This is a genomic window from Arthrobacter sp. Soil782, from assembly GCF_001428435.1.
Classification (GTDB): Bacteria; Actinomycetota; Actinomycetes; order Actinomycetales; family Micrococcaceae; genus Arthrobacter_D; species Arthrobacter_D parietis.
On record NZ_LMSO01000009.1, the window covers coordinates 295,892 to 321,050 of the forward strand.

The following is a 25,159-nucleotide window of genomic DNA, read 5'->3' on the forward strand; positions in this document are numbered from 1 at the left end:
ACCTGACTCCTCTAGGAAGGTCTCAACCTTGGAGCTGAAAGATTACCTCAGAGTGCTCCGCCGGAATTGGATTCTGATTACGGCATGCACTGTATTTGGGGTATTAACTGCTGGGGTCCTCTCCCTCAGCGTCGCCCCTACCTATACCGCGCAGACCAGGCTTTTCGCTGCCCTCCAAACCTCTGGGTCTGTCGCAGAGCTTCAACAGGGAAACTCATTCACACAAGCCCGAATTGAATCCTATGCTGAAACGGCCGAGACTCCCCTTGTTCTGCAGCCAGTCATTGATAGCTTGGGTCTTGAGGTGACCCCAGCGGAGCTAGCAGAGAACATTGAGGCCAGTTCGGATGTCAACACTGTACTCCTCACGATCGCTGCATCTCATCCATCCCCCGTCCAGGCGGCAGCGATAGCGCAGGCGGTGGCAGATAGTCTCGTAGAGAGAATCGAAGATCTTGAGACCACCGCCGAAGACGGAGCGTCACCGGTCAAGCTTTCTGTGGTCACGCCAGCAATAGCTCCTACGGCCCCTTCAGCGCCGAACACTCGGTTGAACCTCGCTCTCGGACTAGTGGTGGGCCTTATCATCGGGCTCACCGCAGCGTTGCTTCGAACCACCCTTGACACCCGGCTAAGAGGGGAAGCCGATCTCCGAAGGATAACGGATTCGCCGGTCCTGGGGGGAATAGCATTTGACAGTGACGCAACAAAGAAGCCCTTGCTTACACAGGCTCCAGCTCAGAGCCCTCGGACCGAAGCGTTCCGTCAGATCCGCACCAACCTTCAGTTCTCCCACGTCAGCCACGCTTCCAAAACCGTGCTGGTCACTTCATCCCTGCCCGGAGAAGGAAAGAGCACCACGGCCATCAATCTGGCCATAGCTATGGCACAGTCAGGTCAGTCCGTTGTGCTGATTGATGCGGACCTTCGCCGTCCGAGAGTGGATGAATATCTCGGTCTTGAGCGTAATGCTGGCCTGACCACCGCCCTCGTTGGCCGGGCGGACGTGAGAGATCTACTGCAGCCTTGGGGCGAGCACGAGTTGTACGTTCTAACTTCCGGGCAGATTCCTCCGAACCCGAGCGAGCTTCTGGGATCGAAGACGATGAAGAAGCTCATTGCGGGGCTGGAAGATACTTTCGACGCCGTCATTATCGATGCGCCCCCGCTCCTTCCGGTGACGGATGCCGCGGTGCTGGCCCAACAGGTCGGCGGCGTTGTCATGGTGATTGGATCCTCCAAAGTGAAGCTCCCCGATGTGCAGAAGTCCCTTGCATCGCTGGAAATGGTGGACGCCGACGTCCTAGGCGTCGTACTAAATCTCCTGCCCACCAAGGGACCCGATGCTTACGCCTACAGTTATTACTCCTATGAATCGTCGCCCGCCAAAAACGTTAAGGTACCAGCCGACGGGTCCAAGGCCAGGGGACGCAGCCGTATCGATTCCGACTTTGACGAAAAGGTGCTGCGGGCGCGCCCCAACCAGTCGTGAATCAAAGGGATGAGGTCGCCTTGCTGCATCAAGATGACAATGGTTCCTCGTCGGGGAGGAAGGGCCGAAGGAGCTGGGGCTCTCGCTATTCCAGACACCTCGCTATCGCCGACGCGTGCGTCGTCCTGTGGGCGACGATCGGGGCGCTGATCGTTCGATTTGGCGTACCCGAGTCGGAGAACGTTACTTCGGCCAGCCAGCCTTATCTGATCCTTTCCCTGGCGCTTGCAGCAGCCTGGTGGTTCATGCTCTACCTGTTGGGGTCCCGGGAGGCAGTTGTACTGGGCCATGGAACCGAGGAATACAAGCGTGTTCTTGAAGCTTCCCTATGGCTTTTCGGCTTAGTAGCTATCGTTTCCTATGCGCTGCAACTCGACACCGCACGTGGCTACGTTGGAGTCGCCCTGCCAGCTGGCCTTATTTTCCTCCTCCTTTCTCGGGTAATTCTTCGGAAGTTCCTGCATCTCGAGCGTGAGTTGGGCAGGAGTAGTCAAAGGGTTCTCATCATCGGTGGGCCTAGTAGTGCCGAACACCTCGCCCGCTCCTTGAGGGGACAGCCGATGGCTGGGTATAAACCGGTGGGTGTTTACCTCCCTGGAACACCTTCGACCACCAATCTTGCCGCTGATCTGGACCTGCCGACCATCGGGCGTGCAACTGAGGCGCAAACCATTATTGATACGGTGCGAAATTTTGAGCCCGACGCCGTGGCTCTGTCAGGCGGTGTCCAACTGTCTCCAAAAACTATCCGAGCGCTGGGATGGGCACTCGCTGACCTAAACATCCGGCTCATCATGGTTCCAGCTTTAACCGACATTGCGGGGCCTCGTATTCATACCCAACCAGTAGCGGGCCTCCCCCTTATTCACGTGTCCACTCCCAACCTCGAAAAAGGCCAGCAGTTCCTGAAGAGGCTGTTCGACATGGTCGGTTCAGGACTAATCGTCGTACTATTCGCACCGGTATTGATCACTGTAGGTCTTGCGGTACGTCATGACAGCAAGGGTCCGATTCTATTTCGTCAGGAAAGGGTGGGCGCAGAGGGCAACAGCTTCACAATGTTGAAGTTCAGGTCGATGGTGGTGGACGCCGAGCATCAGCTGGAAAGACTGCAGGCAAACAGCGAAGGCAACCAGGTCTTGTTCAAGATGAGAAACGATCCGCGTGTTACCCGCGTTGGTGCTTTCATCCGCCGGTTCAGCCTCGACGAACTTCCGCAGTTGTTCAACGTGCTTGGTGGCTCGATGAGTTTGGTGGGTCCACGGCCTCCACTTCCCTCAGAAGTAGAGAAATACGACACGCACGCCCACCGACGTCTGTTGGTGCGTCCGGGAATGACAGGGCTATGGCAGGTCAGCGGACGCTCGTTGCTCTCCTGGGATGACACAGTTCGGCTAGATCTGTACTACGTGGAGAACTGGTCTTTCACTGGGGATCTAACCATCCTCCTGCGCACTTTCCGCGCCGTCGTCCGCCGCCACGGTGCCTACTAGGGAGTACACCTATCATGACCGAAAGTGCTAGCCACGGCATGTCACCGGCGCAGCCGCTCGACGGACACGCGCCTGCGCCTGCGCAACGACGCCGCAGGACCAAGCGACACAATCGCGGCATGCGCATTGTGCTTAGCGTGTCCGCGGTGCTCTTAGTCGCCGCGCTTAGTGCTGCCTGGCTCGCGTTTCGCGGACAACAGATTCAGAGCAGCCTCCTCGCGACTATGGAGCTCCTGCCTCAGCTGCAGAGTGAGCTGATCGCAGGGAATGGTGACGCTGCGCAAAGCACGCTTTCAAGGTTGCAGGACCATACGGCTCAGGCCCGAAACGCAGGAACAGACCCCCTGTGGAAGGCAGCCGGGATGATACCGTTCATCGGCGCGAACTTCTCAGCAGTAACCGAAGTGTCGGTATCAGCGGATGATGTGGTCAACCGTGCGGTTGCGCCTATGCTCGATCACTTCGACTCTCTTGACTGGAGCTCGCTCACGCCCGTGGATGGCCAAATCAACGTGACTCCTCTGCGCGAGGTCGCCCCCAGCATCTCGGCGGCTGCGACAACCGTTCAGCTCTCTTATGACCGCTTGGCCGGCATAGATTCCTCCCGGTTGATGCCCGCAGTTGCCAGGCCGCTTGCACAGGCTATTGACGCACTAGATCAGGCGCGTGAAACCTTCAACGCAGCGTCGTCCGCGGCGGAGGTCCTACCTTCCATGCTCGGAGCCGATGGCGCGCGCAACTACCTGATACTGATCCAAAACAACGCTGAGGTCCGGGCTACGGGCGGAATTCCTGGCGCCCTTGCACTCGTATCTGTGACGAGTGGCGAGATTGAGCTGAGCGCGCAGGGAAGCGGCGCAGACTTGGGCAAGTTCAGTCCGCCGATCCCGGTGGATCCGGTACAGGTACAGATCTATTCCGCGCGCCTTGGCACGTTCATGCAGAGCGTCAACCTCACACCGGACTTCCCGACTGCAGCGCAAACGGCAAAAGCCATGTGGGAAGACCGCAATGATGGTGTCACCATCGATGGGGTTATTGCGCTCGATCCAGTAGTCCTCGCCAACATCCTGAGTGCTACAGGACCTGTCGAACTTGGAGATTTTGAGAACCCTGCCATCGGGGAACAGTTGTCCCGGACAGATCTTCCAACAGCACTCACCGCAGAGAACGTTGTATCAACGCTATTGTCTGACGTCTACGCAGAGATTGAGGAGCCCACTCTTCAAGACGAGTACTTCGCCGCCGTCGCAGGGAAGGTCTTCGACGCGCTTGCTGATGGTGCAGGCGAGAGCGATCGGCTGATCCAGGCGCTTATTGAAAGCTCGAACGAAGACCGCGTGTATGTATGGTCCAATATCTCGGACGAGCAAAACGTCATTGAAGGAACATCTCTAGCCGGTGCCGCCACGGGATCGACGGTCGGAGGAGCAGCTTTCGGTGCCTACTTCAATGACGGCACGGGAGCGAAGATGGACTACTACGTGCGACGCACCGTGCAGCTAGAGAAGAACTGCACCGCGGGCGGCTACCTCCAGTACACCTTGACGGCGACCCTTACAAATACTGCACCAATCGATGCTGCGAACGCTCTTCCCACTTACGTCACCGGTGGAGGAGCGTCTGGCGTGCCACCTGGTCATGTACAAACGAACTTTGTGGCGTACGGTCCCGACCGGTCACGGCTCCAGACAGCCCGGATAAACGGGGAAGCGGTTCCACTAGGTTCTTACCGCCACGGTGAACGCCCTGTTGGCGTACTGACCACCAATCTCGAACCAGGGGAAACTGCGTCTGTTGAAGTGGACTTCACGAATGTCGTTCAGACATCGGAACCAACCTTAGACATCACGCCCACCATCCAACCTTTGAGCGAGGTCAAGTTGCCTTTGCAAGGCGACGTTTCCTGTAGCTGAATTGGACAAAAAGTTTAGTGTTGGTTAAATATCCATTTCTGAGACGAATTTTTTTCGACTTGGTCCGGTTATGCGGTAAGGTTAGATGCGGAAACCCTGAGGAAGACCTGAAGGTTCGCTGACGATCAGCGAACCTTCTCATTGCTAGACTTTATCTCAGGGTAGTTGAGGCTGGGGGAAATACATCTTCAGGTCGATCACCGCTAGAAGTCTGCCGCAAAACACCTTTACTGGGGAGTCTCTATGAAAAAAACTATCGCAGCCGTCGCAATCGCCGGCTCACTCACCTTCGTTGGAGCCGGCGCTGCTCAGGCTCTTACATACAATCCGACGCCTTCTCAGGGCACAGTCAGTGACGGTACCGTTGCACCGGGCGAGGCTGTTGTCTTCAGTAGCAACCAGGGTCTCTTCACGCCCGGAGAAATCATCGACATCACCGTTGACTTCGTTGCTGGCGAGCCTGCTGCTTCGGGTGCTGCTGCTGGAGCTGGCCGCGTTGGCGCAGCCCTCGGCGGTCCAATCCTGCCAATGGCAGTCGTGCTCACTGACACTGTGACCGCTGATGCTGAAGGCAACTTCTCCTACTCCGTAACGCTTGAGGAAGAGGGCACCTACACTCTCACAGCCACGGGGCGTGAGTCGGGAGTTACTGTTTCTTCAACTGTGGTAGTCGACGCTCCTGAAGCAACTGTCGGTGGCGGCACCACGGGCTCGACCGGTGCCACCGGCACCACCAGCGGTGGCCTTGCGAACACCGGCATCGACTCGGCAATGCTCCTCTGGGGTGCAGCTGGCATCGGCGCTCTGGGTCTCGGCGCAGGAAGCATCTTTGTTGCTCGTCGTCGCGCAGGCGCCGAAGCATAAGCAGTTTAGCAAGCGAAAAGACCCGGTCGGAGCCTCGCTCCGATCGGGTCTTTTCGTCTGCCGGTTATCCGGCTCTCCGTGGTTCCGTGGTGAAAGCTGGGTTCGTGTCGTAAGCGCAGAAGGGCTCGTGGCCCTCTTGGGAAGAATGTTCTTGACGCATTCATCACTGACAGGAATCACGAGCCTTGAACGAGCCTACTGACCAGCGCTCTGACGCTGCTACCAATGTTTTCAACCTTCCCCGCTACCGCGTCACCGCTGCGGAGGTGCTTGCTTTCGGGCAGCGCAGGATCCGGGTTGAATCAGTGCTGGAGGCCGGTTGCAGGAGCTGCGGGGTGATCAGCTCCCGCCGGCACTCCAAACGCTTCCAACGCATCCGCTACATCCTCATCGCCGGCCCGGTCGAGGCGATCTGGACCAAACTTCGGTTCTTCTGCGGCGAACCGCAATGCGGGCGGAAGACCTTCGCGGAGGCGACACCACAGGTGCCTGCGTTCTCCCGGTCCACCTCCCGGCTGCGCGAGTCACTGGTGGATGCTGTGATCGGATCCGGCCGCGCCGCCACGGAGACAGCGACGGCGTTCGGTATGTCGTGGTGGCTGGTGCAGCGTGCCCTGGACGCCGCCGCGCTGAAGCTTCCCTGCGTGGATCTACTGGCCCGGCGCGGTTGGGCATTGATGAGCACCGGTTCCGCTCCGTACGTTTCTTCCAGGACCCGCAGACCAAGGCGAGGAAGCGGTTCGAGCCCTGGATGTCCACGATCGTGGATCTGGATACCCGGACGGGTCCTTGGTGTGGTTGACGGGGGTAGACAGTACCGGTCGGGGACTAGCTCAAAGCCAGGCCACTTCAGTGGCGCCTCGGGGTGCAGGTGGTGGCGATCGACCCATCGGCGGCGCTGCGGATGTGGCTGCCACGGACCGCTGTCAGCGTCGATGCGTTCATTTGGTGATGCGTGGAAATGCGATGGTGACCGCGGTCCTTCAGCCCAGCGTCTGACGCAGGAAACGAAGGGCAGCCGCGGCCGGGCCGCGGACCCGGTCTGGGCGAACCGGCGGCTGCTGCTCAAGGGCGAAGATCGGCTCTCGGATCGTGCCAGGAACAGGTTGGAGGTGGTGTTCGCGGTCGATGCCCCCACCGGCAGGCTCCAAGCCGACTGGGAGGTCAAGGAACAGTTGCGCACGCTGCTGGGCGGCGGCTCCATCGAAGCCGCCGCCGCGGCGAAACCAAGGCTGCAGGAACTGGTTGAGCGGACCGAACAATCCGAGGCTCGCAGGCTCTACCGCACAGTCTGCCGGTGGTGGAACGAGATCGAAGTCCTCATCATCACCAGGGCCACCACCGCGAAGGTCGAAGCGAACAACATGTCCATCGAAACATCAAGAGGACCGGCCGGGGATTCGTGAACAGCGCCAACTACAAAATCCGTATCATGTTGCGAAGTGCCGCTAGAACAGCAGGCCGAACTTCCTCCCGACAGTGGAATTCACCACGAAACGCGGAGAGCCGGTTATCCCCCCGCTGGACAAAGGGAGCCGGTCAGGTTCTGCTGCCGACCGGCTTCCCACACCCGCTCTGCTCAAGTGTTGCCGTCGAAAAGGCTCGTTACCGAACCATCATCAAACACCTCACGAATAGCGCGCGCGATCAGAGGTGCAATAGACAATACGGTCAGCTGCGGGAATCGCTTCTCGGGTCCGATAGGCAGCGTGTTGGTCACCACTACCTCTCGCGCACCTGACTCCGCCAGACGGCGAGCAGCGGGGTCCGAGAAGACTGCGTGCGTCGCAGCAATGATGACGTCTTTCGCGCCTGAGTTTTTCAGCACCGCTACCGCGCCCGAGATGGTTCCGCCGGTGTCGATCATATCGTCGATGAGCACACAGGTGCGGCCTTCGACCTGACCCACGACTGTTTTCGATATCGCTTGGTTCGGGACGGTAAGGTCACGGCTCTTATGCACGAATGCCAGTGGCGCTCCGCCCAGCCTCTCTGCCCACTGCTCAGCGACCCGAACACGACCGGTGTCCGGAGACACAACGGTGATGTTGTCAGCGTCCACGCGACCTCTGATGTAGTCAGCGAGCAGCGGAATAGCCATGAGGTGATCTACCGGACCATCAAAGAAGCCCTGGATCTGGGCGGTGTGAAGGTCAACCGACATCAATCGATCAGCGCCCGCCGTCCTGTAAAGGTCCGCAACGAGGCGAGCCGAGATAGGTTCGCGCCCACGCCCCTTCTTGTCCTGGCGGGCATAGGGGTAGAAAGGAGAGACGACGGTGATGCGCTTGGCAGAAGCACGCTTCAGAGAGTCCACCATAATCAGCTGCTCCATGAGCCAATTGTTCAGCGGAGCGGGGTGAGCCTGAATAACGAACACATCAGTACCGCGGACGCTCTCTCCCGATCGGACGTAGATCTCACCGTTCGCAAAGTCGTAGGCCGAGATCGGCAGGAGCTCCGTGTCCAGAACCCGCGCGATCTCTTCCGCCAGCTCCGGGTGGGCGCGCCCCGAGGCGAGGACCAGTTTCTTTTCCCCGCGTGCCGTGATCTCGCTCATGAAGGATCGCCTTCTTCCGTGGATGAATGTGAAGAGGAAGCCTTAGCGGCCGACTCAGCGGCTCCGATGCCGGCACGGTTCTGCTCGACCCAACCATCCAGATTACGCTGCGGTGCGGCGACAATGGTCAGCGCGCCGGCAGGCACGTCCTTTCGGACTATCGCACCGGCGCCCGTGTAAGCACCGTCGCCGATCGACACCGGAGCTACGAAGACGGTGTTAGAACCAGTCCGGACGTCACTGCCGATGATGGTGCGGTGCTTGTCGACGCCGTCGTAGTTTGCGGTGATGTTGCCACAGCCGATATTGGTGTTTTCGCCAATCTCCGCATCGCCGGCGTAGCCGAGGTGGGAGAGCTTGGACCCACGGCCGATCGTCACGTTCTTCGTCTCGTAGAAAGCGCCGATCTTGCCGAACTCGCCCAGCACGGTTCCTGGGCGCAGATAGGTGAACGGGCCCACTGAAGCACCGGCCCCGATCCGCGCACCGCTGGCGTGCGTCCGGGTGACCGTCGCACCCTCTTCAATCACCACGTCAGTCAAGGTGCAATCTGGACCAACGATTGCATCGCGTGCAACCTGAGTCGCTCCGTGAAGGAGTGTTCCCGGGAGGATAGTGACGTCCTCGTCAAGCTGGACGTCTACGTCAATCCAGGTGCTGTTGGTGTCAACGATTGTTACGCCTGCTCGCATCCACCGCTCAAGTGTGCGCCGGTTGAGTTCCGCGCCAAGCGCGGCAAGCTGCACGCGGTCGTTCGCACCTTCGACCTGCCAGCGATCAGATGAAACGACTGCGGCTATGCGGCCGCCTGCCTTTCGTGCGATCGATGGAACGTCCGTCAGGTACATCTCTCCCTGAGCATTGTTCGAGTCAACACTGGTGAGGCTCTCACGAAGCACTGAGGCATCAAACGCGTAGATGCCCGAGTTGATCTCCTTGATGGCGCGCTGCTCTTCGGTGGCGTCTTTGTGTTCCACGATTCCGGTGACAGTACCGTCAACGGCTCGCACAATGCGTCCGTACCCGGCGGCGTCGTCCAGAACTGACGTGAGGATCGTTACCGAGTTAGATTCCTGTTCGTGCGTACGCACGAGCTCCTGCAGTGTTGCTGTGTCGAGCAGTGGGACGTCACCGTAGGTGACGACGACGGTCCCCTCGACAATCGATTGCGCGTCCAGAGCGTCAAGCGCAACCTGAACGGCGCGCCCGGTGCCGGGCACGTCATCTTGATCCACGATGAGCGCTCCGGCATCGAGTTCGGCGATATGTGCGGCGACACGGTCCCGTTCGTGGCGGACAACCACAGCCAGTTCGCGAGGGGAAAGACCGCGAGCCGCAGCAAGCGCGTGGCCCACCATGGACGTGCCGCCGATACGGTGAAGGATTTTAGGTGTGCGGGACTTCATCCGGGTTCCGGCTCCGGCTGCCAGTACTATCACTGCCGCCGGCGTTGACTCCGCCTGATTGGACTGGTTCTCGTGGCTCACTAAGAGGCCGCTCCTTGCCTGTCTCGGACGCCTGCTGGCCTGCCGTTCCGCCCATAGGATTCGAACCTATACTCCACAGCTCCAAAGGCTGGGGTGCTGCCGTTACACCAGGGCGGACCGCGCCATCACCGAGGGATGGAGTTTCCACGGTGCTGGCGCACGGTTACTTAGTTTGCCACGAGGCAGCGCCTTCATGCGACTTGACGCGACGCCGATCATCGTCAACCTCCAGCAGGCTTTTCAGGATGCGACTTCTTGCCGACACTATTTCTAGGCAAATTCCAACCCGTTTGATGAAAACTGACGAACATCAACCTGATGGCGCTCGAAGAGGAGTTGGACATGGGACATCTGAAGGAAAGCATCCACCACTTCGTGGAGCAGCACATTATCGCTGACGACCCTAGCCCTGAGCCCTCGTGGCTCGACAGGCAATCAGGAATACTGGAACCTGCCGCAGAGGATGTTCCCGAAACCGCATAAGAAGCGCCTGGCTTTTATTCCCCCCCAGTACCTCGGCACCCGCCAGCCGCGGCTCCTCGAGTGACTCCTGCTCGGCCTATAGCTCGCGGAGTTTTGCGTCGAGCCCGCTCATCTTTTCGAAGTCGACCGTGGCTTTGCTGCCGGCGTCGCTCACCGACTGGTTGATCTTCTCGATCTGCGAGCTGGTCTTGGTCATCTCCCGCTCAATGCGGGTCAGATCTTTCTTCGCCTGGCGGGTCCCCTCCGGTGCCGGAACCGGCGGACCCGGCTGTCCCCGTCGTCGTACCGTTGCGGCTGTCCGATCCCACTGGTGTGCCGCGTCGTGTCCCGCTGGAGGCTGCTCCGCGGCGCAGTTGCAGGTACTGGTCCATGCCGCCTGGAAGGTTGCGGATCTTCCCGCCGCCCAGCAGCGCCAACTGGGTGTCGGTAACGCGTTCGAGCAGGCACCTGTCGTGCGAGACCACCATAAGCGTGCCCGGCCAACCGTCCAGCACATCCTCAACGGCCGCGAGCGTATCAGTATCCAGATCGTTGGTGGGCTCATCGAGCATCAGCACATTCGGCTTCCGCACCAGCAGACGCAGTTGGAGACGCCGCCGCTCACCACCCGAGGGGTCACCCATCGGCGTCCACTGCCGCTCTTTGGTGAAGCCAAGCTGCTTCACGAGCCGGCTCGCCGACACTTCCTTCCCATCAACCGAAACCACACGCTTTCCTTCTCGATCTCCTCAGTGACGCGGAGAAGGTTAACGTCGTCGAACTCGCTCACGTCCTGTGACAAGTTCGCCGTCGACACGGTCTTGCCGCGCTTCAACCAGCCGATGGACAGAGTGGGTCTTTCGACCGTTCCTGTGTAGCGGTTAGGTCCCCTGCGGATGAATCGGCTGGGCAGGCAAAGGAGCGTACTGCACTAAGCATCACATTTGCCAGCAAGACGAGAACCTCGCGGCAACGCCCAGCGAACACCACCGTCTCGTTGGCGACTCGATCAGCGCATAGTGCCGGCGTGAGCATCGCCACGCCCAGCCGGTGGGCAGGGTACTCAGAGCTAGACGGTAAGCGCATTCACAACTGGGCCAACGTCTACCTGATGCATAACCTCGAAGTTTCGGTAACGCGCAATCGGGGGTCAGGAAAGCAGTCAGATAGTCGCCCGGTTCGCTGCCGATGTGCTGGCGCACAACCCAGCCATTGTGTCGCTGCTCGCCGGAACGAACGACGAACCGGACGACAATACCACCACGCACCTCGAAGCCATGTACGAGGCGGCACTTGACGCCGGAGTCCTCGTCTTCGCACACACCATCCCACCATCGACCACCTACAGCGCAGGACAGGACACTTACCGGATTGCGGGCAACAACTGGATTCGGGAGTATGCCCGGTCAACCCCAGGCATAATCGTCGCTGACTCGCTACGGCGGGGCAGAACCCGGCAGGCTGGATTCAAGCCCCTTGCTACCCATGTTCATGATGGCATCCACCCCAGCCTCGCTGGAGCCACGTCGGGCGGACGTGTGATTGCGGAGGCGCTCCGACCGTTCGTGCCCGTCAACCGGGTCCGGGCGTCCGCCACTGGGACACCGTTGAACCTGCTCACGACGCCCCACTTCACCGGGGCAATCGGGAACGTGAACACGACCACCAAGACCCTCGGCGGCTGGAACAACCAGTGAAGGATCAGTATTGAATGCCGCCAACCCCGCCCGGACGCACGGCATCGGCGGGAACGTCCTCAAAGTTGTTGTACCCGCTGCCGGGTACTGCACCCTCACCAGCAACATCACCATCGACGGGACCGCGCTGGCCGTGGGCGACGTGATCGACTTCGGCGTGGAACTGGAAGTCTCCAACATCGAGACCGGGGCTGTCACCCGCTACGCCTACGCCTACGCCTATCTGCAGCAGTACGACGGTGCCGCATTTGGTGATCGGGCCTACGACGTATACCGCGATGGCGGCGCGAGCTATGGTTCGGAGCTCCCTATTCCCAATGGGCAGGTCGGATTCCGAACTCAGCGGCTCACAGTCAAGGCAGGCAAGACGCTTATCCAGTGCGTCAAATTGGTACCCGATGGCGAAACCTACCGCTTCAAGGACGCATGGGCAGGAAACATCACTAAGACCGCCGCCCTGATCTAAACCCGGCACTAGTTCTCCTACGCTCGATCGCGATCGGAGAGACTGGGGAAACCGTACCGAATCCATCACGGGGAGGACTAGTTATCGTCGATGCGATTCCGGTGAATATCAAGAGGAGGGTGAAGCCGAACCCACGATCTTCAATGGGCGTCCCAAATGGGATGTTCGCCAAGATGATTACACCTAGCCCTAGCGAGGCGGTATGCATCGGGCTCCCACCTATTGCTCGACCGGACCGCATGATCCCCACGAACGTCATGATAAGGAACCCAACCAGGAACATCGTCCCGATCGCGCCCAGTTTTACGATGGTTACGAGCGGCGTATCCATGCTCATCGGTGCGACGAATCCTGCACCCCAACCCAACCACGGTGATTCAGCGATCATAGAGGCGGCGTAATCGTACTGTTCACTACGGCTAGCTAGTGACTGATCGGCGCCTGTCCCCGTTAGGACACCATTCATTGCTTCAACCCGGGATTCAAGGAACTCAGGACTATTCAGCACGTACTTCCCCAAGATAGGTATCAGCATTGCCGCAGCAGCGACACACGAACCTACGATCACGACAGCACGGATCAGGGGAACCCGGAACTTCTGAGCCGACCCTATGACCGCGAGGACAGCGAGGAAAATGACGAGGTTAGTTCGAGTTCCGGTGATCAGCATTGCGACAGGAATGACGACAACCGAGATAGCCCAAGAAAATCTGGCAGACCCCTTAGCCAGGGCGACGTGGACGAAGGCTAGAGAAAACGCCAGCGCAGGAAGAATAAGGCTAGAGAGCATGATCTTGCCTACCGAAAGGCTCGATACGCCACGCCGTTCGAGCCAGTCGGTAGCAAAACCGATTGCGGCGGCGGTGCCTATAACCCCAATCCAACGCATGACGACCTTCGGTTTCAAATCACGTCCGACGTCGAGCCCGATGATCGGAGCAATCGGCACCATGAAGTAGAAAACACTTTGCCGGATGGCTGTTATGTAGTCGGCACTTCCTGCGAACGTTGACAGCACCATGAAGGTAATGAAGCAGAGTCCGAGAGCTGGCAGGAATCTGAAGTGTCTGAGATATGCGGGTGGGTCCTTGACTAGGCGGACAAAGGAAACGGCAGCACATAGCAATAGCACGGCGAAGTAGAGAACTTTCGCTGGGCCAACGTCCGAACTTGAGCCGAATACGAAAAGCCCTCCGACCACGACCAGGAGCATTCGAAACCAAGATTTCTGCACGATGAGCACCAAGATGATCGGCATAAGCCCCGCTGCGAGCCCCAAGAAAGGCCCCAGCATGACGATCATGCCCGCCGCGATCAACACCCACCCGAGCGCCCCGGGCACCCAAATGAAATCTCGTAGGTCTACGCTTCTCTGGTTCCGCAAGAGCGTCATCAGTGGTTCTCCTGGCTAATCGCGGGTTTGGGAAGGGCTTCTCACTGGCCGATTATTTGCCCATCGACGTATGAGCCGCCGACCGGGCGTCTCGTAGAACTTGAACACGACGACGCTCAGGCCGATCGTCGCCGCCATCAGCATCCAACCGAAGCGCGACACCAACACAGCAAGCGCCGCAAAAAAAGGATGCCAGTCAGAGACGGCAGCGCAGGTAACCGAACGGACAATGATCCTCCCCAAGAAAGAATTCCGTGCACCAGAATGAAGTGGCCGCGGAATCCCATGCGCCCCGGCGTGCTCTATTTTACAGGGCCTGTTCGCACGCAGCGTCATACCGCAGTTTCACCGCCCGCCATAATCTGGCTTAGCGCAGTTGTAATCCCGTGCAACAGAACACCCGCTGGACGAGCGGAGTAAGCCCCTGGCTCGCCTCGCGGTCTGCTGCGCTATTACTCCCCCAGCACCTCGGCGGCCTCCAACCACTGCCCCTCGAGGGACTCCTGCTCGGCCTGAAGCTCCCGGAGCTTGGCGTCGAGGCCTGCCACCTTCTCGAAGTCGACCGTTGCCTTGCTACCGGCGTCGCTCATCTGCTGGTTGATCTTCTCGATCTGCGAGCTCGTCTTCGTCATCTGCCGCTCAATGCGGGTCAGGTCCTTCTTCGCCTGGCGGGCTTCTTCCGGTGACGGGCCCGCGGACCCGGCTGCCGCCGTCGTCGTACCGTTGCCACTGTCCGACCCCATCGGGGTGCCGGCAAGCTTGTCGCCGGATATCGCCGCTCCGCGGCGCAGTTGCAGGTATTGGTCCACGCCGCCGGGCAGGTCGCGGATCTTCCCGTCGCCCAGCAACGCCAGCTGGGTGTCCGTGACGCGCTCGAGCATGTACCTGTCGTTCGAGACCACAATGAGCGTCCCCGGGCCACCCGTCGAGCACGTCCTCAACGGCCGCAAGAGTGCCAGTGTCCAGGTCGTTGGTGGGCTCATCGAGCATCAGCACATTCGGCTCCCCCACCAGCAGACGCAGCAGTTGGAGACGGCGCCGCTCACCACCTGACAGGTGACCGGCCGGCGTCCACTGCCGCTCGTTGGTGAAGCCGGGCTGTTCGACCAGTTGGCTCGCCGATACTTCCTTCCCGCCGACCGACAGAACCCGCTTCTCCTGCTCAATCAGCTCGGTGACGCGGAGGTGATTGGCTTCTTCAAGCTCGCGCACGTCCTGCGAAAGGATCGCCGTCAGAAAGACCGGCCAAGGCGATCAGGCACCGAGGAACTTTCGTTCCGAGGAGGTTCCCTCTTGCGGCCTCCGCAAGAAAAGACGGCGCACGGCACTTCCTAGGACCCGCCGCTACGAAGCGGACACGTCTAGGGCTTGCTGCAGCCGGCCCGACAATGCACCTGCCATCTCATTGGTCAGGTGGTGCGTGTCCCGGTACACCAGCAGGTTCCACGCGATAGGCGAGCAGGTCTCCTGGCAGACCCATTCAATCGGCGAAACGTAGCGACCGCCGGCCGATTGGACCGCCTCCTGCTCGATGCTGGCCACTTCAGCATCGACTACATCCTCCGTGGGCGACTCGCATTCGCCGACGTCCTGCAGGTTCGTGGAAAGGCAGACGCTGGGGGCAATCTCCCAGCCCGGAGTATCTCCCAGGACTACGACGTCAGTGCCCTCCGGGAGCTCCTTAATGGTCCTTTCCAGGCCCTCGCGCCACGCCTGATCAAAATCACCAAGGTCGCGGCCCAATTCCCGATAGACGCTGCCGTAGTTGGACACCACAACGAGGTCAGGTGCCAGCGTCTTGATGCGCTCGAGGCTGTCCTGCCTCCACTCATCGCACTGTGGATAGGCCTCAGAGACCTTACCCCGAACGGGGATATCCACCGAGCGGCAGGAGGACTTGGTCAGGCTGATCAGTTTCTTGCCTTCTTCCTTTGCCACCTCGTCCAGGGGCGTGAACCACTGCGCAGCGTGAGAGTCACCGAATAAAACGGTTGACTCCGTCCCTGCCCTATCCCCGTAGGTGCAATCCGGGGACGCCGTCGTTTCGTAGGCCCCATGGCATCCATCCGCGTACACCTTGGGAGTGCTATCGGCCGCGCGTTCCAGCGCCGGTGTCAGATTTGATGGCACAAACTCGGAGGTGGTCGGGGCGGACAGCACTTGCTGGTCAACGGGCGCCGCAACTGTTTTCCCGGCATCCAGGTCTGGAAGCTTTGTCGCACTGAAGCTGACGTCAAGGGCAAGGACAGTGACGCCGGCGCCCAATGCGTACGACCTGACCGCCCTCATCTTAAATACACGGCTGTGCTGGAACCGCAGTTCAACGTGCCTGTAGGTGAGGTCCGCCAACACCACCGACAGCATCACCAGGCCAGGGCTACCCAACCGTTGAAATCCCCGCCGAGCCGAATTTTTTGCCAGGGTCAGTAGGGACCAATGCCACAGGTAGATGGAGTAGGAGATGTTGCCAAATTATTGAAGCAACGAGTTCTGCAGTAACCGAAGTTCGTAGGCGTGCCCGCCGCCAATCATCAAGGCAGCACCGAGCACCGGAACGAGGGCATACCACCCCGGGAAGGGCAAGTCATGGGTAAATACGAAAATCGACGTCACCACGGTAATCAAACCGAGCCACCCGGCCACGCGGCCCAGCTTCGTACCCATGCGCGTCAGCAACGGTGCGGCCAACGCCACCAAGCCGCCCAGGCCCAATTCCCATGCGCGGGTGGGCAGGGAGAAGAACGCCCAGGGCTGGCTGATCCCCGTGAGGACCACGCCTCCTAGCAGCGACACCACCGACAGGCACCCGAGTACGATTACCAACCACTTCCGCCTATGCGCTGCGGCAAGTACCGCCACGAGCACCATGATCAACGGCCAGACAAAATAGAACTGCCTCAACGTCGGCGAGGGGTGAAGTGTCGTAGCCAAGTTCTAACGTTTCCTCATGCACCTCCATCATTCCGCACCGCCACCGCATCGAGATGACTGCATTCCGCCGACGCAACAGGCGGATCCTGCAGCGGGCATTACGCGACCGCCGAAAGGTGTTCCCTGCTGGGTGGCGCTGAATTGGCCCTCCGGTCGGCGCGAAACCTACCCTGCCTTCGCTCAGGCCTGGACCAGCGAACTGGTGTACGTGCAATGGGTTGAGCAGTCCGAGGGGCGGCGCGCCTGGGTAACGGCTAACCAGTGCAGCAGGCGCCAGCTCGCGCAGTCTTGCCGGTGATTACAGGCGCAATGACAAACTCCCGTGACCCATCACTCGTCCGTACGAACTCTTCTTCGTTACGACCGTTCCGGCGCGCCCGATTGAAGCGCCGGTATGTTAGCCAGGCGTTCGTCCTGCATCCGCGCACCGGTGAGAACTCCAGACAATCCGCGCTGTGCGGTCAGCGGAATTGCTACAAACACAGCTAGCAACAGGATCCACGCAAGTACTCCGGCGGCGTCCGTCCAGGGTGCAGCGCCCGGCAAGTGGGAGCAGAACAACAACAGCGCATACGTGCCGCCTACCGATGCCGCCCGCCCTGTTCTGCGACCACATGAAGCCTTTACCTTCCAGACAGGGATGAGCCGCATCGCGTGTTGACCGATCGACGCTCCGGTACCCCGCCAGGCGGGAAGGAAGAAAACGACAAGCGCGGGCACCAGCGTAAGCAGGATCGCTTCGATGAGAGTGGGCTCGTCCGGTAGCACCGGCCCTTGCGGCAGCAACAGCCGATACATGACCACCAGCGCGAAACCCACCAGGTGGAAGGCCGCCACGTCCACCGCCATGCCCACCCAGCGCCGCAGGTTGGTCACCGGTCTTGGCAACTGTTGGCTGGCGCGGAACGTCTGCGGGCGGGGCATCCACCACAGCACCACCGGAGCCACCAAGGCACCGAGCAACGCCCCGGAAGTATTCAGGATCAGGTCATCGACGTCACCTAACCGATAAGGACACTCGTAGAAGCCCCACATCCCGGTAGCCTGCGTCGCCTCGATCACGAGGGACGCAGCAAGCCCGGTCAGCGTGGCCACCAGGACGGACCGCCCAGCGAAGCCGCGCAGGATGACTCCCCACGGGACAAACAGGAGCACGTTGAAGAACACTTGCAGAACGGTACGGCTGGTGAGCAGGCCCAGTGTGCCAGATGCCGACGCCACCTCAGCGATGTCCGATACGAACGAGAACGGCTGCCATTGCGGGCTCAAACCCGGCGTCGGGCACCGGCTCCCACGGCTGTCAGGCAGCGGTAGCTGCGTGTATGCCACCACGGCAGCTCCATACACACTCACCGCCGCCACTCCGAGCACACGGCGTGCAGTGAACCGTCCGTACCGCCGGTACTGATACGCCAGCACCGGCACCAGGATCACGAGGAAAGCGGCCGTACCGAACAGAACACCGACGATGGCCGGCCACGTCCACACGCCCATGACTCCTCCGTTCGGTAGTTAGTCCGCTGGTAGTACTCCCGCAGCGCTACTCCCCCAGAACCTCGGCTGCCTCGAGCCATTGCTCCTCAAGTGCCTCCTGCTCAGCCTGGAGCTCCCGCAGCTTCGCGTCGAGGCCTGCCACCTTCTCGAAGTCGACCGTCGTCTTGCTGCCGGCGTCACTCATCTGCTGATTGATCTTCTCGATCTGCGAGCTCGTCTTCGTCATCTGCCGCTCAATGCGGGTCAGATCCTTCTTCGCCTGGCGAGTCTCCTCCGGTGACGGGCCCGCGGACCCGGCAGCCGCCGTCGTACCGTTGCCGCTGTCCGAGCCCATCGGGGTGCCGGCAAGCTTGTCGCCCGATACTGCCGCGCCCCGCCGGAGCTGCAGGTACTGGTCCACACCTCCCGGAAGATCGCGGATCTTCCCGTCGCCCAGCAGCGCCAGCTGGGTATCGGTCACGCGTTCGAGCAGGTACCTGTCGTGAGAGACCACAATCAGCGTGCCCGGCCAGCCGTCCAGCACATCCTCAACGGCCGCGAGGGTATCGGTATCCAGGTCGTTGGTGGGCTCATCGAGCATCAGCACGTTCGGCTCCCCCACCAGCAGACGCAGCAGCTGCAGACGCCGCCGCTCCCCGCCCGACAGGTCACCAACCGGCGTCCACTGCCGCTCGTTGGTGAAGCCGAGCTGCTCGACGAGCTGACTCGCCGACACTTCCTTCCCACCGACGGAGACAACCCGCTTCTCCTGCTCAATCACTTCGGTGACGCGGAGGTGGTTCACGTCGTCGAGTTCGCGGACGTCCTGCGAGAGGATGGCCGTCTGCACGGTCTTGCCGCGCTTCAACCGACCGGACGTCGGCTGCATCTCACCGTTGAGTAGTCGCAGCAGCGTGGTCTTGCCGGCACCGTTGACCCCGACAATCCCGAGCCGCTGCCCCGGCGCCAACCGCAAAGTGATGCCCTTGAACAGGGGATTGTCCCCCAGCTCCAGTGACACGTTCTCGAGGTCCAGGACGTCCTTGCCCAACCGGGCGGTGGCGAGCTTGCTGAGCGCGAGCGAATCGCGCGGCTCCGGAACGTCCGCGATCAGCGCGTTAGCCGCCTCAATGCGGAACTTCGGCTTGGCGGTCCGCGCCGGGGCACCGCGGCGCAGCCAGGCGAGTTCCTTCTTCACCAACTGCTGGCGCTTGCCCTCAATAACGTTGGCCATCCGGTCACGTTCGGCGCGGGCAAGGACGTAGGCCGCGTACCCGCCATCGAACCCGTCCACAATGCCGTTATGGACCTCCCAGGTGCGGGTGGAGATTTCATCGAGGAACCAGCGGTCGTGGGTGACCACCAGGAGCCCACCCTCGGTGGGACGCCAGCGCTGCTTGAGGTGCTCCGCGAGCCAGGCCACGCCCTCCACGTCGAGGTGGTTGGTGGGCTCGTCGAGCATGATGACGTCGTCGTCCCCTATTAACAGCTTCGCCAGCGCCACGCGGCGCTTCTGCCCGCCGGAGAGGGAGTCCACGCGGGCGTGCCAGTCCACCTCGGCCACGAGGCCGCCCATGACGTCACGGATCTTCGGGTTGGACGCCCACTCGTGGTCGGCCTGGTCGCCGACGATCGCGGCGCCGACGTCGAGGTCGCCGTCGAGCACGTCGTTCTGGTTAAGGTAACCGACCGTGACATCACGGCGTTTGGTGACGCGGCCGTCGTCGGGCGTGGTGCGCTGGGCGAGCAGGCGCATCAGGGTCGACTTGCCGTCACCGTTGCGGCCGACCATACCGATACGGTCGCCCTCCTCCAGTCCGAGGGTGACGCCGTCCAGGATAGTCCGGGTGGCAAAGGTGACGCTGATGTTCTCAGCACCGAGCAGATGAGCCAACGTGAATACTGCTTTCGTTATGGGGATCAGTGTCCAACTTAGAACACTCCGGGGCGCACGGAGAAACACCCGTGCAGTAAGTGGCTGAGATAGTGCCCTCCAGAAGCACCGTTCCCCCTGCGCATGCTGTACGGTGAGGGAGGAGTCATTGATACACGTCCCCTCGACGGATCTTGAGTACACAGGATCGGTTACCGCCCGCACCGCGTTCCCGCGATGCCTGGCTGTGGTTACACATCACCACCCGGAAGCCACACAGCCGCTTCCTTCCCTGGAGCAGCGCTCCAGACCTTATCCTCCACCCCACCGGCACCCGGCTGGAGCGCCTGACCCGTATTTCTCGCGGATCACCCCTCCTGCCAGCTGCCCGTTCCCGTGACAGCTCCCGGGTCACGTAAGGAGAACCAACCATGAGTTTCAACAGCAAAATCACCTCCACGCAGCCTTTTCCTGAAAGCCTGCGCACTCTGCCTGACCGTGCCCTGCACGTGCTGAACAGCAAGATTCACCGCGCCCAGGATGCGGAATATCTGCTCGGTACCCCGGAGATGGAGACCGAATTCCGGAAGGAAGAACTCCGCGAGGAAATTTCTCGGCGGGAGGAATCGACAACTGCCGGCCCCTACCCGGCGCTGCGGATCGCAAACTAGTACGGACTCCGGCGGATTCTTCGGAGAGCTTGTTTCCGGGAGCTGCTTGGTGAAAGCGGGCTATGCGATGTAGTCGCTGACAACCCTCGCACCGTGCGCCGGCCCATGCACCAGTTCGGTGGTGAGCCCGGCTGCGGCCAGGAGGGCGTCCAGGGTGGCGGCGTGGTCCTCGGACTCGGCAAGGAATGCGACCGTTGGCCCGGACCCGGAGACAATACCGGCGAGCGCACCCGCTTCCCTACCGGCCGCGAGTACGTCCTTCAGTTCCGGCGCCAATTCCAAAGCCGCAGCCTGCAGGTCATTGTGGAGCAGGTCGGCGAGGGTGTGCGCGTCGCCGGAACGCATGGCACTGAGGATCTGCGGGTCGATCTCGGGAATTTCCGGAGGCTGCTCGCCGCCGGCGAGGCGGAGGTCATCGAGCGTCCGGTACACCTCCGGCGTGGACAACCCGAACGCCGAAGGCACCAGCACCCAGTGCAGCGGCGTCTTCGAGATGGCGGGTGTGAGCTGCTCCCCCACCCCGACTCCGACGGCGGTGCCTCCGATGAGCGCGAATGGTACGTCCGCGCCGAGGTCGATGGCGATCTTGGCGAGCTCGTCCCGGGAGAAGCCGCTGTTCCAGAGAGCGTCGCAGGCGAGAAGGGCCGCTGCGGCGTCAGCTGAGCCGCCGCCCATACCGCCGGCAATGGGAACCCGTTTGGTGATGTTGAGGTGAACGCCGGTGGACTTCTCGCTCAGCTCAGCCAGCTGTGCGGCCGCGCGGGCGGCGAGGTTGCTGGCGTCGAGGGGAATTTCCTCCATCGGGAGGTTGAGGCTGCCCTGGCCGTCCACCGTAACGGTGATGGCGCCGTCGTCCGTAGCTGTAGCGGTGATCTCCTCATACAGGGAGACGGCGAGGTAGACGCTAGCGACGCTGTGGTAGCCGTCCTCGCGGGGAGGACCCACCCGGAGGGAGACGTTGATCTTGCCCGGCGCCTTCACCCGTACTGCGCGCGGACCCGCTGCGCGCATCCCTGCCGTTCTCCCAGCCACCATGCTGTCCAACTTAGATCACGTCAGGGCTGAGGAGAAACTGCCAGGTGCTGTGCCTGCGGGTTTAGCGGCGCTGGTTGTCAGCCGTTACTTCGACCGGAATGGGCTGCAGGCGCTGTGCGCTGGCCCGGCGATCAAGGATTACCTTGGCGGCCAAAGCGAGGAACAGGACGGGGGCGGTGAGAATAGCCATACCAATAAACAGGTCGATGAGTTCCAAACCGATTGCACCATGCTTTCGTTTTCTACGGACGCCTCATCCAGTAACAACGTATGCGTTAGGGGGCCGGTTCCCAAATCGGGTGCCGGTGAGTCGCTTGTGAAGGTGCATTCCCGAGATGCTCGGGGCGTGTCAGCGAAGATCAGAGGCTGCTGACCAGCAGGTCCTGCAGGCCGCGGGCGTCGGCCGGGTGGCCAAGGAAATAGCCCTGCGCGCGTTCGCACCCCAGTGCGTGGAGGGCGGCAAGCTGTTGGGTGTTCTCTACACCTTCGGCGACTACCCGGAGGCCCAGGCCGCGCGCCAGCCCCACGATGCCTGCCACGAAGGCATCGGAGCCGTCCGGGCCGAGCGTACTGATGAAGGACTTGTCGATCTTGATCTCGCTCACGGGGAGACGGTGAAGTTGAGTCATGGACGAGTACCCGGTGCCGAAGTCATCGATCGAGATACCGACGCCCAGGTCCTTCAGATTCCAGAGGCTGCTAACGTCCGCGTTTTCCGAAATTACCTGGGTTTCAGTGATTTCGAGGATGAGGGCTGTGGCCGGGAATCCTGACTGATCCAGGGTTTGTGTGACCGAATTGGCAAAGCAGGCAGTGTTGAGCTGCGCTGCGGAGATGTTGACGGCCACTTCGATGGGGTGGCCGAGGCTGTGCCAGGCGGCTCCCGCCCGGCAGGCTTCGGCAAGGACAAATGTGCCGATTTCACCCATGAGGTTGCTCTCCTCGGCGAGCGGGATGAACTCGGTAGGCGAAATCAGGCCCAGCTCCGGGTGCCGCCATCGCAACAGGGCCTCGGCTGCGGCGACCTTGCGGGTTTCCACATTGACCTGCGGCTGGAAAAGTACCTGCAACTCACCCCTGGCGGCTGCCCCACGAAGATCTGTTTCGAGTTGGAGCCGGTACGGAGAGTGCATTCTGCCGAGGGCATGCCCGCGGGTCCGTGCCTTCGACCGGTACATGGCGAGGTCCGCCTGTTCAATCAGTTTCCGAGCGGCCAGGGTGACGTTATCCGGTGAGCCGGCTGTCAGCGTGTCGCTGAGCGCGGTGCCGATTGCGGCGTCAAGGAACAGCTTCCTTCCGTTCACCTCGAACGGTTCACCGAGGATGAGCCGGATCCTGGCCGCGATGCCCTCAACCTCGGCCTGCACTTCCGCTTCAGTATCGGCGTGAAGGTTCTCGAGGAGAACGATGAACTCGTCTCCGCTGTAGCGGGACACCAGATCACCCTCGCGTACTGCATTGGTGATCCGGGCCGCTACCTGTTGGAGGACGAGATCCCCCGCGCTATGCCCGAGACTGTCATTGATGCGCTTGAACCGGTTGAGGTCACAGAAGAGCAGTCCCACCCGCCCTTCCGTCCAGGCAGCCCTCACCAATGCGGCTTCGATGCTGCTCTCCAGCTTCACCCGGTTGGGCAGCCCGGTGAGGGGATCGTGAAGGGCCTGCCGTTGGGTCTCCTCCAGGAGCCGTGCATTGTCCAGCGCGACGCCGGCCAGACCGGCAAGCCCCGCCAGCCGCTCCGTCATCACACCTTCGATGCTTGTTGGCGCCGGCCCGTCAGCCCAGTGAGCCAGGATGATTCCCACCAGTTTTCCGTCGGTGGTGATGGGTGTGCCGGCGAAGGCCTGAACTTCGAATTCCTCGACAGTGCGCTGTGCCCACGCCGATCCGTTCCGGTCCGCCAGTTGCGGGAGGTTAGTGGCGAGCATTTCGGCCAGTTCGGGGCTTTCTGCTGCCGTGGTGATGTAATTGGCGAGCTTGTCCGCCAGGGCGCCCGTCCAACCCATTATCGCGCCGATCCGCACCTCACCGGCGTCGTCATCCCACAGGGCCACAGCGGAGCGGTCCGCGCCGGAGAGGGCGGGAACGGCGTCGGCGACTGTCTGGGCAACCGCTTCGACGGTGGACCGCTGGTTCAGCGAGCGCGCCACCTCCAGGAGCAGTTGGGCGGTTTCGCCCTGTTCCCGGGTCTCGATAAACATCCGCGCAATATCGAGGCCGACGGCGGCGTGGTGGGCGTAGGCGCTCAGCGTGGCCTCGTCCTCGGGAAAGAATTCCTGGCCCGGATACGCAACGGCTGCCAGTACCCCGTAGGAGTTGTCTGCGGAGATGACCGGGGAGGTGACGATCGGCAGACCGGCAATGCTGGGATGTTTCAGGTTGAGCTCCGTACCGGAGCCCAACGCCCCGGTCAGCAGGGTGCCTGTGCCGCGGCAGCTGATATGGCGGCTGCCATCAGGAAGGGTTACTGCCAGGAGATGGCCGGGTGCATGCACTGCGACGTTCGCCCTGCTGGCGATTCGTTCGAGGACCTCTGCCAGCGACTCTCCACTGGTCAAGTCGTTGGCTGCTCCCTGCAGCGCGTTGAGCCGGCGTTCGGCTGATTCCAGCTCAACCGGTGCGCTCTTCTTCCGGCGGTCCGCTCGGCCCCTGCGGAAGCGTCGGAACGGTTTCTCCTTCCACGTCACCTCATAGCGGCATTCGTCTGCGCCATCCAACTGGCACAGATCGTGGGAGACCTGGCCCGGCGACAGACCAAACAAGGCGGGGGCCTGGGCCAACAGGCTGAAGGTGTAGTCGCAGTCGACCTGGTGGAGAGTGTGCGGAGGCAGCACCCACCACCTGAGCACCGCCTTTCCGTCCGTCACCTCATCAGCGCGGATGACGGAGCCCGTGTCCAGGCGGGTCGAGAGCCGGGATGCGCTGCCCAGCAGTACCGAGGTGGAGCCGTGCGCTCTGGCAAGGGTTCGTAGCGGCGCGAGGCCGCGGTCCTTCAGGGCGGCGGGGCCGAGCAGCAAACCGATGCGGGGGTTGGAGGTTTCAGCGGTGGCGGCGTCAAACAGCCGCACGGTAGTGGCATGGGGAATCCTCCCGGTCACGCCGCTCAGCTTTGCTTTTTGAGCCTGCAGGCCGGCCCGCCGCAAGACGCGCTCCGTGCCTGATGGCCCGAGTTGGTCCGCGACCACCTGTAGTAAGAGCCGTGTGGTCGCTGTAGAGGTTTCTCCTCCTGTAGCGGCGCCGCCCAGTTCTTCCACAGCACTTCTTCCTGCCTATAACGGAACTCCCGCGGGCACAACGCAGTGCCCGCACAACCCTTGAACGGTACCAAGGAGCTTCATCCGTTTCG

Annotated in this window: 20 protein-coding genes, 1 tRNA gene and 2 pseudogenes; 10 read left to right on the plus strand and 13 right to left on the minus strand. The window is 61.4% G+C overall.

Features of this window, described 5'->3' with window-relative positions:
* Positions 1-28: 28 nt before the first annotated feature.
* The 5 genes from ASH00_RS12030 to ASH00_RS12050 all read left to right on the plus strand — a co-directional run bounded on the left by ASH00_RS12030 (position 29) and on the right by ASH00_RS12050 (position 7,171).
* Positions 29-1,492, plus strand: a complete 1,464-nt coding sequence (locus ASH00_RS12030) for a polysaccharide biosynthesis tyrosine autokinase (protein WP_056548777.1) — start codon at positions 29-31, stop codon at positions 1,490-1,492.
* Positions 1,493-1,512: 20 nt separating this feature from the next.
* Positions 1,513-2,985 carry a sugar transferase gene (locus tag ASH00_RS12035; RefSeq protein WP_327019693.1) on the plus strand — a complete coding sequence of 491 codons (1,473 nt, stop codon included), beginning with the start codon at positions 1,513-1,515 and terminating at the stop codon, positions 2,983-2,985.
* Positions 2,986-2,999: 14 nt separating this feature from the next.
* Complete coding sequence (locus tag ASH00_RS17020; RefSeq protein WP_235563282.1) at positions 3,000-4,901, plus strand: DUF4012 domain-containing protein; 1,902 nt, start codon at positions 3,000-3,002, stop codon at positions 4,899-4,901.
* Between the two features lie 243 nt (positions 4,902-5,144).
* On the plus strand, positions 5,145-5,765 hold the full coding sequence (locus ASH00_RS12045; protein ID WP_056548779.1) for an LPXTG cell wall anchor domain-containing protein: 621 nt from the start codon (positions 5,145-5,147) through the stop codon (positions 5,763-5,765).
* 185 nt (positions 5,766-5,950) lie between these two features.
* Positions 5,951-7,171, plus strand: coding sequence for a transposase (locus ASH00_RS12050; protein WP_235563283.1), 1,221 nt, complete (start codon positions 5,951-5,953; stop codon positions 7,169-7,171).
* A gap of 173 nt (positions 7,172-7,344) precedes the next feature.
* Here the strand turns inward: ASH00_RS12050 and ASH00_RS12055 are convergent, their stop codons facing one another.
* The 3 genes from ASH00_RS12055 to ASH00_RS12065 form a co-directional block, all read right to left on the minus strand.
* Complete coding sequence (locus ASH00_RS12055; RefSeq protein WP_056548781.1) at positions 7,345-8,325, minus strand: ribose-phosphate diphosphokinase; 981 nt, start codon at positions 8,323-8,325, stop codon at positions 7,345-7,347.
* Positions 8,322-9,812, minus strand: a complete 1,491-nt coding sequence (gene glmU, locus ASH00_RS12060) for a bifunctional UDP-N-acetylglucosamine diphosphorylase/glucosamine-1-phosphate N-acetyltransferase GlmU (protein ID WP_082566087.1) — start codon at positions 9,810-9,812, stop codon at positions 8,322-8,324. Before glmU ends, ASH00_RS12055 begins: the two co-directional genes overlap by 4 nt.
* A gap of 45 nt (positions 9,813-9,857) precedes the next feature.
* Positions 9,858-9,929: transfer RNA gene (locus ASH00_RS12065), tRNA-Gln, on the minus strand.
* 201 nt (positions 9,930-10,130) lie between these two features.
* Here ASH00_RS12065 and ASH00_RS16705 point away from each other — a divergent pair.
* Positions 10,131-10,295: a hypothetical protein gene (locus ASH00_RS16705; protein ID WP_162252853.1), complete on the plus strand. Its 165-nt coding sequence runs from the start codon at positions 10,131-10,133 to the stop codon at positions 10,293-10,295.
* A gap of 76 nt (positions 10,296-10,371) precedes the next feature.
* Here the strand turns inward: ASH00_RS16705 and ASH00_RS16815 are convergent.
* Positions 10,372-11,115 (minus strand): annotated as a pseudogene (locus ASH00_RS16815) (ATP-binding cassette domain-containing protein); the annotation flags it as partial.
* 301 nt (positions 11,116-11,416) lie between these two features.
* Here ASH00_RS16815 and ASH00_RS12075 point away from each other — a divergent pair.
* The gene (locus ASH00_RS12075; protein WP_082566088.1) at positions 11,417-11,971 is read left to right on the plus strand and encodes a GDSL-type esterase/lipase family protein; all 555 of its coding nucleotides are present in this window, start codon (positions 11,417-11,419) and stop codon (positions 11,969-11,971) included.
* A 10-nt stretch (positions 11,972-11,981) separates the two neighbouring features.
* Entirely contained in the window at positions 11,982-12,437 is a 456-nt protein-coding gene (locus tag ASH00_RS12080) for a hypothetical protein (protein ID WP_056548786.1), read from the plus strand.
* Here the strand turns inward: ASH00_RS12080 and ASH00_RS12085 are convergent.
* From ASH00_RS12085 to ASH00_RS12105, 4 genes and pseudogenes are all read right to left on the minus strand, one after another.
* Positions 12,415-13,830, minus strand: coding sequence for an O-antigen ligase family protein (locus ASH00_RS12085; protein ID WP_056548788.1), 1,416 nt, complete (start codon positions 13,828-13,830; stop codon positions 12,415-12,417). The two genes, ASH00_RS12080 and ASH00_RS12085, sit on opposite strands and share 23 nt — an antisense overlap.
* 452 nt (positions 13,831-14,282) lie before the next feature.
* Positions 14,283-15,066: pseudogene (locus tag ASH00_RS16460) on the minus strand (ATP-binding cassette domain-containing protein); the annotation flags it as partial.
* A 108-nt stretch (positions 15,067-15,174) separates the two neighbouring features.
* Positions 15,175-16,119 carry an SGNH hydrolase domain-containing protein gene (locus ASH00_RS12100; protein WP_157359106.1) on the minus strand — a complete coding sequence of 315 codons (945 nt, stop codon included), beginning with the start codon at positions 16,117-16,119 and terminating at the stop codon, positions 15,175-15,177.
* 183 nt (positions 16,120-16,302) lie between these two features.
* Complete coding sequence (locus ASH00_RS12105; RefSeq protein ID WP_056548797.1) at positions 16,303-16,761, minus strand: acyltransferase family protein; 459 nt, start codon at positions 16,759-16,761, stop codon at positions 16,303-16,305.
* Between the two features lie 130 nt (positions 16,762-16,891).
* On the opposite strand from ASH00_RS12105, the gene ASH00_RS16715 reads away from it, so the two are divergent.
* The gene (locus ASH00_RS16715; RefSeq protein WP_157359107.1) at positions 16,892-17,059 is read left to right on the plus strand and encodes a hypothetical protein; all 168 of its coding nucleotides are present in this window, start codon (positions 16,892-16,894) and stop codon (positions 17,057-17,059) included.
* Positions 17,060-17,118: 59 nt separating this feature from the next.
* Here ASH00_RS16715 and ASH00_RS12110 read toward each other — a convergent pair whose 3' ends face one another.
* Positions 17,119-18,255, minus strand: coding sequence for a VanZ family protein (locus tag ASH00_RS12110; RefSeq protein WP_056548799.1), 1,137 nt, complete (start codon positions 18,253-18,255; stop codon positions 17,119-17,121).
* Between the two features lie 46 nt (positions 18,256-18,301).
* Positions 18,302-20,128 carry an ABC-F family ATP-binding cassette domain-containing protein gene (locus tag ASH00_RS12115; RefSeq protein ID WP_056548800.1) on the minus strand — a complete coding sequence of 609 codons (1,827 nt, stop codon included), beginning with the start codon at positions 20,126-20,128 and terminating at the stop codon, positions 18,302-18,304.
* Between the two features lie 410 nt (positions 20,129-20,538).
* Here ASH00_RS12115 and ASH00_RS12120 point away from each other — a divergent pair, with 410 nt between their 5' ends.
* Entirely contained in the window at positions 20,539-20,778 is a 240-nt protein-coding gene (locus ASH00_RS12120; protein WP_056548801.1) for a hypothetical protein, read from the plus strand.
* A 60-nt stretch (positions 20,779-20,838) separates the two neighbouring features.
* Here ASH00_RS12120 and ASH00_RS12125 read toward each other — a convergent pair whose 3' ends face one another.
* From ASH00_RS12125 to ASH00_RS12130, 3 genes are all read right to left on the minus strand, one after another.
* On the minus strand, positions 20,839-21,789 hold the full coding sequence (locus ASH00_RS12125; protein ID WP_235563284.1) for a 4-(cytidine 5'-diphospho)-2-C-methyl-D-erythritol kinase: 951 nt from the start codon (positions 21,787-21,789) through the stop codon (positions 20,839-20,841).
* An 85-nt stretch (positions 21,790-21,874) separates the two neighbouring features.
* Positions 21,875-22,003, minus strand: a complete 129-nt coding sequence (locus ASH00_RS17115; RefSeq protein WP_268760512.1) for a hypothetical protein — start codon at positions 22,001-22,003, stop codon at positions 21,875-21,877.
* Positions 22,004-22,172: 169 nt separating this feature from the next.
* A complete protein-coding gene (locus ASH00_RS12130; RefSeq protein WP_056548806.1) occupies positions 22,173-25,067 on the minus strand; it encodes a putative bifunctional diguanylate cyclase/phosphodiesterase in 2,895 nt (964 codons plus the stop codon).
* Between the last annotated feature and the right edge of the window lie 92 nt (positions 25,068-25,159).